At 55.3% G+C, this 13623-nt stretch carries 10 protein-coding genes; 8 read left to right on the top strand and 2 right to left on the bottom strand.

Features of this window, described 5'->3' with window-relative positions:
* The first annotated feature begins 3 nt into the window (after positions 1-3).
* The 3 genes from GF1_RS10595 to GF1_RS10585 are packed head-to-tail and all read left to right on the top strand — an operon-like array spanning position 4 to position 2922.
* Entirely contained in the window at positions 4-1128 is a 1125-nt protein-coding gene (locus tag GF1_RS10595; RefSeq protein ID WP_267926525.1) for a glycosyltransferase family protein, read from the top strand.
* Complete coding sequence (locus GF1_RS10590) at positions 1125-2054, top strand: glycosyltransferase family 2 protein (RefSeq protein ID WP_267926524.1); 930 nt, start codon at positions 1125-1127, stop codon at positions 2052-2054. The genes GF1_RS10595 and GF1_RS10590 overlap by 4 nt, the downstream gene beginning before the upstream one ends.
* Positions 2047-2922, top strand: coding sequence for an NAD-dependent epimerase/dehydratase family protein (locus GF1_RS10585; protein WP_267926523.1), 876 nt, complete (start codon positions 2047-2049; stop codon positions 2920-2922). Before GF1_RS10590 ends, GF1_RS10585 begins: the two co-directional genes overlap by 8 nt.
* A gap of 108 nt (positions 2923-3030) precedes the next feature.
* On the opposite strand, the gene GF1_RS10580 is transcribed toward GF1_RS10585, so the two are convergent.
* A complete protein-coding gene (locus GF1_RS10580; RefSeq protein WP_267926522.1) occupies positions 3031-5634 on the bottom strand; it encodes a plasma-membrane proton-efflux P-type ATPase in 2604 nt (867 codons plus the stop codon).
* Between the two features lie 145 nt (positions 5635-5779).
* Positions 5780-6202, bottom strand: a complete 423-nt coding sequence (locus tag GF1_RS10575) for a hypothetical protein (RefSeq protein ID WP_267926521.1) — start codon at positions 6200-6202, stop codon at positions 5780-5782.
* 801 nt (positions 6203-7003) lie between these two features.
* On the opposite strand from GF1_RS10575, the gene GF1_RS10570 reads away from it, so the two are divergent.
* The 5 genes from GF1_RS10570 (at position 7004) to asnB (ending at position 13544) form a co-directional block, all read left to right on the top strand.
* Positions 7004-8260 (top strand): lipid II flippase MurJ, encoded by a 1257-nt coding sequence (locus tag GF1_RS10570; protein ID WP_267926520.1) that lies wholly within the window; start codon positions 7004-7006, stop codon positions 8258-8260.
* Positions 8253-9218 (top strand): class I SAM-dependent methyltransferase, encoded by a 966-nt coding sequence (locus GF1_RS10565; RefSeq protein WP_267926519.1) that lies wholly within the window; start codon positions 8253-8255, stop codon positions 9216-9218. The genes GF1_RS10570 and GF1_RS10565 overlap by 8 nt, the downstream gene beginning before the upstream one ends.
* Positions 9215-10264, top strand: coding sequence for a glycosyltransferase family 4 protein (locus GF1_RS10560; protein WP_267926518.1), 1050 nt, complete (start codon positions 9215-9217; stop codon positions 10262-10264). Before GF1_RS10565 ends, GF1_RS10560 begins: the two co-directional genes overlap by 4 nt.
* An 18-nt stretch (positions 10265-10282) precedes the next feature.
* Complete coding sequence (locus tag GF1_RS10555; RefSeq protein WP_267926517.1) at positions 10283-11410, top strand: glycosyltransferase family 4 protein; 1128 nt, start codon at positions 10283-10285, stop codon at positions 11408-11410.
* A gap of 184 nt (positions 11411-11594) precedes the next feature.
* Entirely contained in the window at positions 11595-13544 is a 1950-nt protein-coding gene (gene asnB / locus GF1_RS10550) for an asparagine synthase (glutamine-hydrolyzing) (protein ID WP_267926516.1), read from the top strand.
* Positions 13545-13623: the final 79 nt, after the last annotated feature.

Here is a 13623-nt window from a genome sequence, read left to right as displayed (position 1 = left end):
CGGATGCATCTGCTCTATTTTTCACCTGTTTCCTGGCACAGCTATCCCCAGAGGCCGCACTATCTTGTCCGCTACCTGCTGCAGAACAGGATTGTTGACAGTGTCCTCTGGGTCGATTCATATCCAACCAGGCTGCCGTCATGGAAAGATTTCCATCGCCCGGGGACACCGGACCGTCTGCCCCCGCCTTTTTCGCTGTCGGGACTCCATATCCTGAAACCCGCGGCCCTGCCGGTGGAACCTGTGCCTGGCGGTTCATGGCTTAACCACGCCCTGTGCTGGAAAGGTGTGCGCAGGCGGATAAAAGAGTATGGTTCGCGGAGCAGGGGAGAGCTGATCGTGGGAACCGGCCGGCCCCATGCGCTTGCGGCGTGGGCTTTGCGCAGGATTCCCCATCGGGCCTCCTTCTATGATGCCATGGACGATTTTCCTGCCTTCTACAGTGACAGTGGTTTCTCGAGAACAAGGATGGCGGCAACGGAACGGAAAATTGCCGGAATGGTCGACCGGGTATGGTATTCTTCACCCCTGATCGGAGAAAAACTGCACGGCCTGAATCCGGATATGGTTCATCTCCCCAATGGCTATGACAAACACAGTTTTCCCGTGGTCAGGCAGAGGGTTTCGGGCAGGCAGGGAACACCGGTTTTTGGCTACGTCGGCACTGTCGGCGCCTGGTTCGACTGGGACCAGGTCCTCCGTCTTGCGGCAGTCGATCCCTGTTATGACATTCGGATAGCTGGCCCATGTTTCGTAAAGGTCCCGGACCTGCCTGCAAACATAACCCTCTACCCGGCGTGTCCCCACGCAAAGGCTGTGGAGCATATCGCCGGGTTCGATATCTGCCTGATTCCCTTCAGGCGCAATGAACTGACCATGAGCGTGGACCCGATCAAATATTATGAATACCGGGCAATGGGCAAGCCGGTTCTTTCAACCCGTTTCGGGACCATGCCGGAACATGCCAGTGAAGGAGGGGTCGCATTCTTCGAGGAGGACAATCTGCAGCAGTGTATTGAGATCATGCTGCAGAAATTCTCTTCAGACAGTCCCATGGAGTCATTTCGCAAGACATGTGACTGGAGCACACGGTTTTTAAAGGTAAAGGACTGGGTTGCCAGTATATGAAAACATCACCTTTAGAAAAAGGCAAGCCGCCGCTTTCGGCGATTATTGTCAATTACAATTCCGGAGAAAGGCTCAAGGGGGCGGTTCGGTCCGTCTTCGATACCGTTCCAAGCTCAGAGGTTATTGTTGTCGACAATGCTTCCATGGATAACAGTATCGATATCCTGAAAGCCAGCTATGTCGACGAGCCCCGCCTGCAGATACGCCGCAACAGTTTCAACCTTGGTTTTGCCACTGCCTGTAATATCGGTGCAAAACTCGCCAGGGGGTATCATCTGCTCTACCTGAACCCGGACTGCGAGGTCCATGAAGATGCGGTTGAGCGAATGCTTGCCTGTCTGAACGGCCACTCCGACGTGGGGATGGTCGGTCCCCTCCTTGTCGGGGAGAACGGTCAGGAACAGGCAGGCAGCCGGCGGTTGATTCCCACCCCGTGGCGCAGCCTGGTGCGTGTTTTCAGGCTTCATGTTTTCTCAGGCCCTTTTTCCCGGTTCTTTGCCGATTTTAATCTGCATAAACAGCCCCTGCCTGAACACCCGATCGAGGTTGAGGCCATATCCGGGGCCTGTATGCTGGTCTCCCGGGAGGCTCAGCAGGAGGTGGGCAGCTTTGACGAGAAGTATTTTCTCCACTGCGAGGACCTGGACCTCTGCATGCGCTTCCGGGCCTCGGGCTGGCGGGTCATGTTTGTTCCCGACGCCAGGGTGACCCATTACGCAGGAACCTGCAGCCGCGAACGTCCCGTGTTCGTCGAGTTTCACAAGCACAGGGGCATGATTCGCTTTTACTGGAAATTCTTCCGGAACCAGTATCCCGGTGTACTGATGTGGCTGGTTGTGGCCGGCGTCTGGACACGATTTGCTCTGCTGGCGGCTTATCACGGGAGTCGCCAGCTGTTCCGGTTGCCCGGAAAGATCTGTGGCTGAGCGGAAAACAGGGGTTCTCGGGGCGACAAGCCTGGTCGGAGACTGTCTGCTGGCCCGGTGGCCGGCCGGTCGGGGCGATGTTGTTGCCTTTTCCAGGCGTCCGGTGCAGGATGATCCGGGGCCGGATCGCCGGATCTCGTGGGTGCGCCTGGCGCAGAAGAGTCTGCCACAGCTCCCGCAGGTCGAAAAATGGATCTGCCTCGCCCCGATCCGGGTCCTGCCGGATTATTTTCCCCTGCTGGAGCAGGCTGGAGCCCGCCGTATCGTCGCACTGAGTTCCACCAGCCTTTTCACAAAAACAGATTCATGCGACCCTGCCGAACGGGAGATTGCCGCCAGCCTGGCCGCAGGCGAAAAACAATTGGTCGAATGGGCTGAACAACAGGGTATCGCCTGGATTATTCTCCGACCCACCCTGATCTACGGCCTGGGCCGCGATAAAAATATTTCGACCATTGCCCGCTTTATCCGCCGGTTCGGTTTTTTTCCCCTTCTCGGGCCGGCAAAAGGTCTACGTCAACCCATCCACGCCACGGACGTTGCCGCGGCCTGTGTTCAGGCTCTGCATCAGCAACAGGTGGCTGACCGGGCCTATAATATTGGAGGTGGTGAAACCCTGGCATATGATGAAATGGTCGGCCGGGTCTTTGCCGCCCTGGGCCGGCGACCGCGTTACCTGGTTGTTCCTGGCCCTGTCTTTCGTATAGTTATCGGCGTGGTCCGCCTCCTGCCCCGTTTCCGGCAAATTTCCATCGGCATGGCCGAGAGGATGAACCGGGACATGGTCTTTGATTACAGCGAAGCGGCAAGAGATCTGTCCTTTTCTCCAGAAACCTTTCATCTTGCGGAGCAGGACCTGCCATCCTGAATAACAGGCGACCCTGTGCTTTCCTCGTGACACGGTTCCACGGTGCCACGCCCCTCCGTTCCAGGGGCTCCTGTCTCCTGCACCGCAAGCGGTGTGCCGAAATTGAATCTATTCGTACAAACCCCGGCTGCGCAAGATCCTGTAGGTGAGCATCTTGATGCCGTCGTTAAAGACAAACCAGGCAAGGGCGTATCCCCACAGGTACATGGCGTATTTCCAGCCGATGGCCGGGATGAACAGACCGTAAACCGCAATGATAGTTCCCAGGATCCGGGTTGAAAAGGTGGCCCAGAAGAGCAGCCATGACGGATAAGGTTTTTTCCAGAACCAGTCATCGATCCGTGTGTTGTAAATAGTTCCGTGGCCGGCAATGACCAGCTTGGCGAACATCAGCGACTGGATCATCTCGTTACTGAATTTCAGTTCGACCAGGATGAAAAAGAGGAGAAACGATGACAGTACTCCGGAGACTCCAAGGGTCGAGGCCACGGTGAGGAGCTCGGACATGTTCCATTTGACCGGCTGCTTCTGCACTTTGGTTCTGTCGTAGGCAATGGCCAGGATAGGGATATCGTTGAGCAGGGCCAGGATAATAATCATCAGGGCCGTGATCGGATAAAAGTTGAATACTACGATGGATAGTGTCATGAACAGGATAATGCGGATGGTTTCAGCTATACGGAATATGGAATAGCTTTTCATCCGTTCGAAGGTGATTCTCGCCTGTTCAATGGCATGGTTGATGACGGTCAGGCCGGGGGCGGTCAGGATGATGTCGGCGGCAGCGCGGGCTGCATCGGTGGCGTTGGACACCGCAAAGCCACAGTTCGCTTTTTTAAGGGCAGGAGCATCGTTGACCCCGTCCCCGGTCATGCCGACGATGTGACCGCCCTTTTGCAGCCTGTCCACCAGCATGTACTTGTCCTCGGGGACCACTTCAGCAAAGATGTCGGTTTCCTCGATCATCTCGATAATGGCCGATTCGTGGGTGTGGAGGAATTCGCGGTTGAGCAGGCTTACGTCATAGAGAGATTTCAATTCCTCCATCACGGAATCGGCAAACTTTCTTGCCTCCCTGGTGGATATCTCCGGCTTCAACTTGTGGTAGATGGCTGTGGTCAGGGCCTGGACAAGGGCAATCAGTTCGGTGTTGGATTTACCACTGAGCTGTTCAGCCCGCATGGTCCGACCGGTAAGTCCGAGCATGGACCCTATTTCGCGGGCGATGGCCATGTTGTCTCCGGTGACCATTTTTACTCTGACCCCGTAAGCTTTCATGTCGTTGATAACCTGGGGCGAATCGTCCCGGGGCGGGTCAATCAGCGGCACAAGTCCGACAATCTCGAGCGGACTGTCGGTATCATCCTGCCTGGCAACGGCCAGGGTTCGATATCCCTTGGATGCAAGGAGCTCGATTGAGTTGGCGATGGCAATGGCTTCACTGTCCGGCAGGTCGGCCATCTCTAATAGGACCTGGGCAGCACCCTTGAAGACCCGAAAGGTTCCATCTCTACCACTGATGGTAGCTTCGGTTCTCTTGTGCACCGGATCGAAGGGAACAAAATCTACCTGCTGGTACTCCTCCAGGTTAAGATCCGGGAAGTGCTGTTCGGCGTAGTGGAAGAGGGGTAATTCGATGGGGTCGTGGTCCTCCCGGCGAGAGGCGAGCAGGGCGTAGAGAAAGAGTTCCCGCTGTTCATGATTGCCCAGCAGCACGGGTTGGGCCACCTGCATTTCATTTTTAGTCAGAGTGCCGGTTTTGTCCGAACAGAAGACATCGACGCCGGCAAGTTCCTCGATGGCGGTGAGCCGTGAGACAATGGCCTGTTTGCGGGCCAGGTTCAGGGCGCCGACAGCCATGGTCACAGACAGGACGGCCGGTAGGGCAACCGGAATGGCTGCCACGGTTAAAACCAGGGCAAACCGTGCGATTTCAATAAAATTTTCATGCCTGAACAGGGCCACCATGAGAATCAGTATGGCCAGGGCAACGGTGAGGATGATAAGAAAGTTGCCGATCTGGAGAACCATTTTCTGGAAATGGCTGCGTTCCTCAAGCGTTGCCCTGGCCACCAGGGCTACAACGGAATGAAAGCGGGTGTTGGCTGCGGTATTGACCACCACTCCCGTCATCTCTCCCTGCTTGATAATAGTATTAGCGTAAGCTATCTCACCGGCTTTTTTCACGACCGGAAGAGATTCACCGGTCAGGGATGACTGGTCTATGGAAAGATAATCACCCTCCAGGAGCTGAACATCGGCCGGGATCACATCTCCGATGCGGAGCTTGATGATGTCGCCAGGCACGAGTTCCCGGGACTCGATAGTTATAAATGATCCGTCGCGCAGGACCGTCACTTTCTGGGCCAGTTTCCCCTTCAGTGCCTTGAGGGCATTGAGAGCACGGTGCTCCTGGAAAAAATCGAGCAGACCATTGATCAGGAGCATAATGGTAATGATGACGAAATCTTCCCATTTCTGCACCATGGCCGACAGTATAGCCGCAATTTCTATCATCCAGGGAATCGGACCCCAGAAACGGCGAAAAATACGGTGCCAGAGCGGTTCTTCCTTTTCACTGATTTCGTTGTAGCCGTATCGTGCGAGCCGCCGGGCCGCCTCCTGGCTACTAAGACCGTTTTTTGCATCGGTCTGCAGTTCCTTCAGGCTTTGTTCACTACTCTGTGCGGCAAATTCATCCGTTGATTTCATACTCAGACCTCGGGCAGGCAAAAGGACAGTGGTCGTCTCAGAAGGCGGGATTGAAGATTTGGCTGTTTTTTAACCGAACAGGCGAAACCTTGACCAGGGATAAAGGAAAGAGAAGTTTTGCCTGTTCGGAGCAGGTCTTTGTCGGCTAACATATCTCGCTGGGATTGTGCCGACTCAGTACTTCCCGGATTTCCCTTTCAATGGCGGACCCGGTAATCACTTTAACCTGTTTGCTTTTTTTATCGGCATAGACCTCCTCGGCGGGAAGTCCGATATTGATAAGATCGTCGACAACGTTTTTCAGTGTATCCTCTGACCCATAGGTGGCTGTAATGACCTTTGCCTCTCCTTGTTCCTTGAGTTCATGGCGTTGTGTTGTCGTGGGGTTGTGCCGCTCTATCACTTCAAAAATTTCTTTTTCTACGCTTGGTGCACAAATTATCTTGATCTGTACTGCAGCAGCGTCAACAAAAAATTTTTCGCTTGGGAGACCGATATTAACCAGGTCGTCGACAATGTTTTTCAAGGTGTTTTCCTGCCCAAAGCTTGCGGTGATGACAGTTGCCATTGTACCCTCCGTTGTCCATTTTAACAGGTTGCTACAGCTTCATTACCTCTAACAGGTACGATAACCATTGCATAATATTTGACAAGTGCGGTATCGCTGCGTATCCTGGATGACCAAGGCGCATTTGCATAGAAATCTTGTTATATTCATCGGTTAAACAGATCCTTCCTGTGCATCGAGTTGAGGAGCGACCAACCCGGCGGCCGCATTTTTCAGTTTCGCCCTGCGAAGCGTTTTGGGAACATTTTCATGGTTGGCCTCTTTGCTCCGCACGAACACGACGACATGACCATTCGCTTACCTGACCATAGGGGAGCGCAACTTACCAGGCCTGCCTGGTCCACCCGGGGGCATTCCTGGTCTTTGAAATCAAAGCCCATGGGATTACAGAGCCTTGATGATAATCACATTCCCAAAAGATTCCGGTAATGGTAGATTCACCTTTCGGTCTATTCGAATGGATGGTCCGGCTGTGATTATCGCCAGCTGTAAATGATCACACGATGAGCATCAGACCAAAATTACAGGGAAAAATGTACGTGTTCAGATGTGCCGCAGATTCTCGTAAGCGTGACCGGCCGCAGGTGAGCAACCGAAGGGAGATGCCGATAGCCTGCCTATGCGGACGGGATCGATCGCGCGAAGATGTGGTGCCTGTGAACACTTGCCGCCGGCTCCGGTATCCGGAATGGATGGGGAGCAGGTGACAGAGATTGCAGGGAAGGTCAGGCTCCAACGGTGGGATACCTGTAACGATCTGCGCGCCAGGAACTCGTCGGAAATCCGTACGAAAGGTTAGTCATGAAACAGGCCGTTCACCTCGGTACGCTCTCGGCGATGAGTATCGGCATTGCGTTCCTGTATCAGTGGTATGTTCTCACGCGGCTTGGCCCGGGTATTGAGACAGATGCCCTGTTTGCGGGCATGACAATACCCCAGTTGACGCTGGCCATCATCAGTGGCTCGCTGATGCATGTGCTGGTCCCGCTTCTTTCCATTGAAGGCGAAGAGTGTCTGCGACGTGACGCATGGAGTTTTTTTGCTCTGATCGGCGGCGCATTCACTATGCTGGCTATGACGCTTTTTGTCACCGCTCCCTGGTGGGTACCTGTCACCGTTCCGGGTTTTTCCGAAGGCGGGATGGACCTGACCGTACGACTGACCCGTATTCAGCTGATCGGCATGGTCTTTTCGGCTGTCAATGGAGTTCAGTGGGCGGCGTACCACGCCAGGCAGAGATTCGTCTGGGCGGAATGTACACCGCTGTTGGCAAGCGTGATCGGCTTCCTGGCGCTGACCTGGGCTCTTCCGCGCTTTGGTGTGGTCGCTGCCGCCTGGATCAGTGTCCTGCGACTGGCCCTGCAGACTGTACTGTTGCTGCCGGGTATGGGGTATCCTGCCCGTCCGGCGCTGAAAAGTGAACTTGTGGTTACATCCTGGCAGCGTATCAAACCATTGATATTGGGAACAGCGTACTACAAGACAGATCCCGTGGTCGACCGTATGCTGTTGTCGATGGCCCAGGCTGGCAGCCTGTCGCTCTATTACCTGGCCCAGAGGATATATGGCGCTGTCAACCAGGTGCTGAACAAGGCTGTCGCAGCCCCTATGGTCCCTCGCCTCAGCAGGTTGCACCAGTCTGGAAAAAGAGATGAGTTCAGGCGACTATATATCCGTAAACTTATCCAGATAGCCGCCATTTCCTGTTTCGGGTTATTCGCTCTTGGCACCGTCGGACAACTTGTTCTTGAATTATTGGTTGGTATTGGCCGGTTGAGTGAAAAAAATGTAACAGATCTCTGGTGGATTATGATGTGGCTTTCAGGTGTTTTCATAGGAGGCGCCCTGGGGCAGATTTCATCTTCCGCATTTTATGCCTGTGGTGACACAAGAACGCCCACCAGGATATCTGTTGTCAGTTTTACGCTCTATATTCCATGTAAGGTCGTATCGTTTTATCTATGGGGGGTAATGGGGCTGGCCCTGGCGACAAGTATCTATTATATGGCTAATTTTTTGATACAACAGTATTTTTTCAAGAAGGGTGTTCTTGCATGAATATGTCCGGCGGCGTATTGCTCGAGGATGTCGGTTGTCCCCTCGGCTGTGCAGGGGTGATAACGTTGTTCTCGAGGGGAAAGATTTACTGCATGATCTTCCGGGCACGTTTACAGTCGTTAAATGCCGCACATGCGGTCTGATGCGCACCAATCCAAGGCCCGCGCCCGAGGCCATCGGTTTCTACTATCCCGATGATTACGGCCCCTACGCAGGGACCCGGGTCCGGCCGGAAGCACCGGGCCGCTCATCCGTCATAAAAAGATTGCTCAGGCCTGTTGTGTCGGCTCTTGTCGACTACAAAACCACTGCACTGCCGCCGATTCCAGCGGGAAACATGCTGGAGCTGGGTTGCGCCTCCGGCTCGTTCATGCACCGCATGGCTCAGCAAGGCTGGCGGGTGGAGGGCATAGAGTTTTCGCGCAAAGCGGCCATGGCGGCCGCTCAGCTTGGGTATCATGTGCATGCGGGACCTCTTGAAACCGCTCCTGCGCCCGGCCAGTTGTTTGATCTCGTTGTCGGCTGGATGGTGGCCGAACACCTGCATGACCCTGTTGGCGGTTTGAAAAAATTGCGTGAATGGACCAGGCCCGGAGGCTGGCTGGTACTATCGGTGCCAAACGCCGGCGCTCTGGAGTTTAAAATTTTTAAAGAAAAATGGTATGCGCTTCAGTTGCCGACCCACCTGTACCACTATACTCCGCGGACGATACGCCTGGTTTTGCAGACAAGCGGCTGGTCTCCGGTAAAAATTCATCACCAGCGTGTGTTGAGTAATCTGTTTCCCAGTGCCGGGTATGTGCTTCGTGACAGAGGTTATGAAAGGGTGGGGGCAAAGCTGATTGGTTTTCCCGAAAATGCAGGAAGGTGGCACCAGGTTCTTTATCCTCTGGCCTGGTTTTTGAGCCAGCTTGGCCAGACCGGTCGAATGACCGTATGGGCAAGGAACGGGTCATGATACGTGTTGCTGCTCTCACCCAGGGGCGTTTTGTGCCCTCGGCGCGGTACCGTGTTCGCCAGAATATCGGGAAATTGAAGCGCTACGACATAGATGTGACGGAATATTTTCCATTTATCAGTGCCTACGCGAAGGTACCTTCAGGTATAGATTCATGGCCAGGATATGCCAGGCTTCCGTTTGTTGCCGCGTGGCAGGGGATGAAAGTCCTGTCAAGGTGTTCACACGTGTATGGCACAGGAAGATATGATGTGACATGGCTGCAGCGGGAGTTGCTGCCCGGGCGGATGACGCTGGAAAAATTCCTCAGGCAGCCTGTTGTATTTGACGTTGATGATGCCATCTGGTTACAGGAAAAGGACAACGGTGCTATCCGCAGGATTGCCGGGATAGCAGGCGCTGTTGCAGCGGGCAATACATATATTGCCGATTGGTTTTCTGCATACAATAAAAATGTTGTCATCGTGCCGACAGGAATAGATGTGGACTCGTTCAGGCCACTGGAAAAGAGTGAAAATGATATTTTTACCATTGGCTGGGTCGGCACAAAGATTAATCAGGTATACCTGAAGGATATCGAGGCGGTACTCAGCCGTTTTATGAAAAAATATGGTGATGCCAGGCTGCTGGTAGTGTCTGATCAGGCACCGGACCTGCCCGGCATCAGGGGCAGAAGCATACAGTTCATACCATGGTCCGAATCCATGGAGGTTCAGTCCATTCAGATGATGGACGCAGGTATTATGCCTCTGGCTGACAACGAATGGACACGGGGAAAATGCAGTTTCAAAATGATTCAGTACATGGCATGCGGCATCCCGGTCGTGGTATCCCCGGTGGGAATGAACGCAGAGGTCCTGGGCAGGGGTGACGTTGGCTTTGGCGCCCGAACCGATGACGAATGGTTCGATGCCCTGGAGTATCTGTACCATAACAGAGATGCGGCGAGGGATATGGGAAAGCGTGGAAGAGCTGCAGTGTGCGCTCATTTCAGTACAGATACTGTTTCGTCAGCAATGGCGGCGCTGTTTGGCTCTGTACTTTGAATCAAAATCTTATTGCCGATGCATGTGCTCATCTTCATCCACTCGTTGTCCGCCGGCGGCGCTGAACGTGTCACGGCCAATCTGGCTAATCATTGGGCCGCGAAGAACTGCAAAATAACCATCGTCACCATGACGGGCCGGGAGCGGGATTTTTTTGAGCTCCACCCGGATGTCCGCCGGATCGCTTTGCGGGCCGATGCGGTCAGTGCCGGTGCGCTTTCGGCAATCAGGCATAACCTCCATCGTGTTCGAGTCCTGCGCCAGGTCCTCAAACAGGAGAAGCCCGACGTGGCGCTGGGCATGATGAACGGTGCCAGCAGCCTGCTGGCCATCGCTGCTGCCGGCACCGGCATCCCGGCTATTGGCTCGGAGCGCACCTATCCGCCTGAATTTCCCGTGGGACGGGTCTGGGCGTGGTTGAGGAGAAGGACCTACCCGCACCTTGCGGCAGTGGTGGCGCAAACCGAAAAAAGCGCGCAATGGCTCCAGGCACGGGCCGGAGTGCGAAAAGTGGCGGTGATTCCAAACCCGGTTTTTTACCCTTTGCCCCTTCAGGAGCCCCGGGTGCAGCCAGTGCAGGCCACGGCTTCCACCCCCGGGTGTAACATCCTGCTGGCTGCCGGCCGCCTGGGTCCGGAAAAAGGATTTGATCGTCTCCTGGCCGCTTTTGCCGAGTTGGCGCCCCGCTTTCCGGACTGGTGCCTGGCTATCGTGGGCGAAGGGAACTGCCGGAGCAAGCTGGAAAAACAGGTTTCCGGGTTCGCCCTGGAAGACCGTGTGTTTCTCCCCGGTACGGTGGGTAACATCGGCGAGTGGTACGAGGCGGCGGATCTCTACGTCATGACATCCCGTTTCGAGGGATTTCCCAACACACTTGTCGAGGCCCTGGCCCACGGCCTGCCCGCGGTCAGCGTGGACTGCGACACCGGGCCGCGTGACATCCTGCGCCACGAAATCGATGGATTGTTGGTGCCCCAGGATGACCACGCAGCACTGGTCGAGGCACTGGCAAAAGTGATGGGGGATGAACATCTGCGTCACCGTTACGCTGCCAGTGCCATTGAGGCCAGGGAGCGTTTTGCAATGGAGCGGATTGGCAAGATGTGGGTGGAGTTGTTTTCTCTCTACCTGGAGAAAAACTCGTGATCACCGCGCTGCGGTGTCACGCAGGTGACCGGACAGCCGACGAAGTAGCGCCAGGCGTTGGTGTCTTCTCTTCAAGCTGAGATGCGGTGGCAATCAGAAAAACAATAATTTTTCCATCACGGATTCAGGAGAAATTCAACCTGTCCGGGATGACACATATTTTCATGCACTTTCAGGAGACGCCATGTGCGGAATCGCCGGTTTCATAGACAGCCGGCAGGGCGGAGGCCCTGCACTGGATAGCATTGTCTCGGGCATGATCGCCGCTCTGCATCACCGCGGTCCGGACAGCCACGGGGTGTGGGTGGACAGGGAAAGCGGTGTTGCCCTGGCCCACAGCCGGCTGGCCATCATTGATCTGACTCCGGCGGGCCATCAGCCCATGCGTTCCGCTTCAGGTCGTCTTGCCCTGGTATTCAACGGCGAGATCTACAATTTCCAGGAGCTGAGACAGGCTCTCGAGAACGAAGGCAACGCTCCGCACTGGCGGGGAAGATCTGACACCGAGGTGCTGCTGGCCGGTTTTGAGGCCTGGGGTGTTGAACGTACCTTGCAGGCCGCTGTCGGCATGTTTGCCCTGGCCCTCTGGGATCAGAGACGGAAAGTACTGGTCCTGGCCAGGGACCGCATGGGCGAAAAACCGCTGTATTATGGCTGGCAGCAGGGGTTTTTCCTGTTCGGCTCCGAGCTGAAGGCACTCAGGGCACACCCCGCCTTCAACGGGGAGGTCAGCCGGGACGCACTGACCCTGTATCTTCGCCACGGTTATATACCGGCACCCTGTTCCATTTACCAGGGTATCTGCAAACTGGCTCCCGGTCATTTTCTCTGTTTAAGCCTGAACGCCGGTAATCCGCAGGAGGTCATAAAACCGTACTGGCAGCTTGGAGACGTTATAGAAAAGGCAAGGCACAATCCCTTTGCCGGGGATGAGAACGAGGCCGTCCAGGAACTTGAGCGGTTGCTGGACCAGTCCCTGCAGGGGCAGATGGTTGCCGATGTCCCCCTGGGGGCCTTTCTTTCCGGTGGATACGATTCCAGTACGGTTGTCGCCCTGATGCAGGCCCGGTCAACCCGCCCGGTAAAGACGTTTACCATCGGTTTTCATGAAAAGAGATACAACGAGGCCGAACACGCAAAGACCGTGGCCCGGCACCTGGGAACGGAGCATACCGAGCTCTACGTGACCCCGGAAGACGCCATGAAGGTGATCCCCAGGCTGCCGCTGATGTGGGACGAGCCGTTTTCGGATTCATCCCAGGTTCCTACTTTCCTGGTCAGTGAACTCACCAGGCGCCATGTAACAGTCAGCCTTTCCGGAGATGGTGGGGATGAACTTTTTTTTGGCTACCGGCGCTATTTCAACGGCTGGCGGATCTGGCGGGTCCTGCGCCGCGTCCCATATCCCGTGCGCCGGGTGATGGCCCTGGCAATGGAGAAGCTGCCGGGACGGTCGCTGGAAAATGGAATGCGGTTTCTGCCAAAACGTTTTCAGGTCCCTCAACTGGCATACCGGTTGCCCAACCTGGCTGAAATCGTCAGCCAGCGGTCAGGTGCGTCCTTCTACCGGCGGCTGGTGTCGCATGCCAAGGATCCGGCAGCGCTTGTCCTCGGAGGCAGCGAGCCTGAAACGATTTTCGACTGCCATGGAAAAATGGTGGATCTGCCGGATTTTCGGGAATACATGATGTACATGGACGCCATCAGCTACCTGCCCGACGATATCCTCGTCAAGGTGGACAGGGCCACCATGGCCGTCAGCCTGGAGGCCCGTGTTCCTCTCCTGGATCACAGGATTGTCGAGTTTGCCTGGCGCCTCCCCATGCGATTCAGGTACAGAAACGGGCACGGCAAGTGGCTGCTGCGCCAGGTCCTGTACCGCTATGTGCCACGGGAAATCATGGACCGTCCCAAGATGGGGTTCGGGGTGCCGATCAGGCACTGGCTGCGTGGTCCTCTGCGGGACTGGGCCGAGGCTCTGCTGGATGAAAACCGGTTGCGCCGGGAAGGTTTCTTTCACCCTGAACCGATACGGAAAATGTGGAGGGAGCACCTGGAAGGACGTTTCCCGTGGCACTACTACCTGTGGGACTTCCTGATGTTCCAGGCCTGGCTTGAAAAAGAGAACAGGTGATGTCTGCCAGGAAGATCGATATAGCGTATCTGATCACAGGGTGTGCGCCAGACCAATATTTCAATGGAAAGAATGCAAG

It is taken from the genome of Desulfolithobacter dissulfuricans (assembly GCF_025998535.1).
Classification (GTDB): domain Bacteria; phylum Desulfobacterota; class Desulfobulbia; order Desulfobulbales; family Desulfobulbaceae; genus Desulfolithobacter; species Desulfolithobacter dissulfuricans.
The sequence above is the reverse complement of the archived record's forward strand: the minus strand, read 5'-3'. Positions and strand labels throughout refer to the sequence as shown.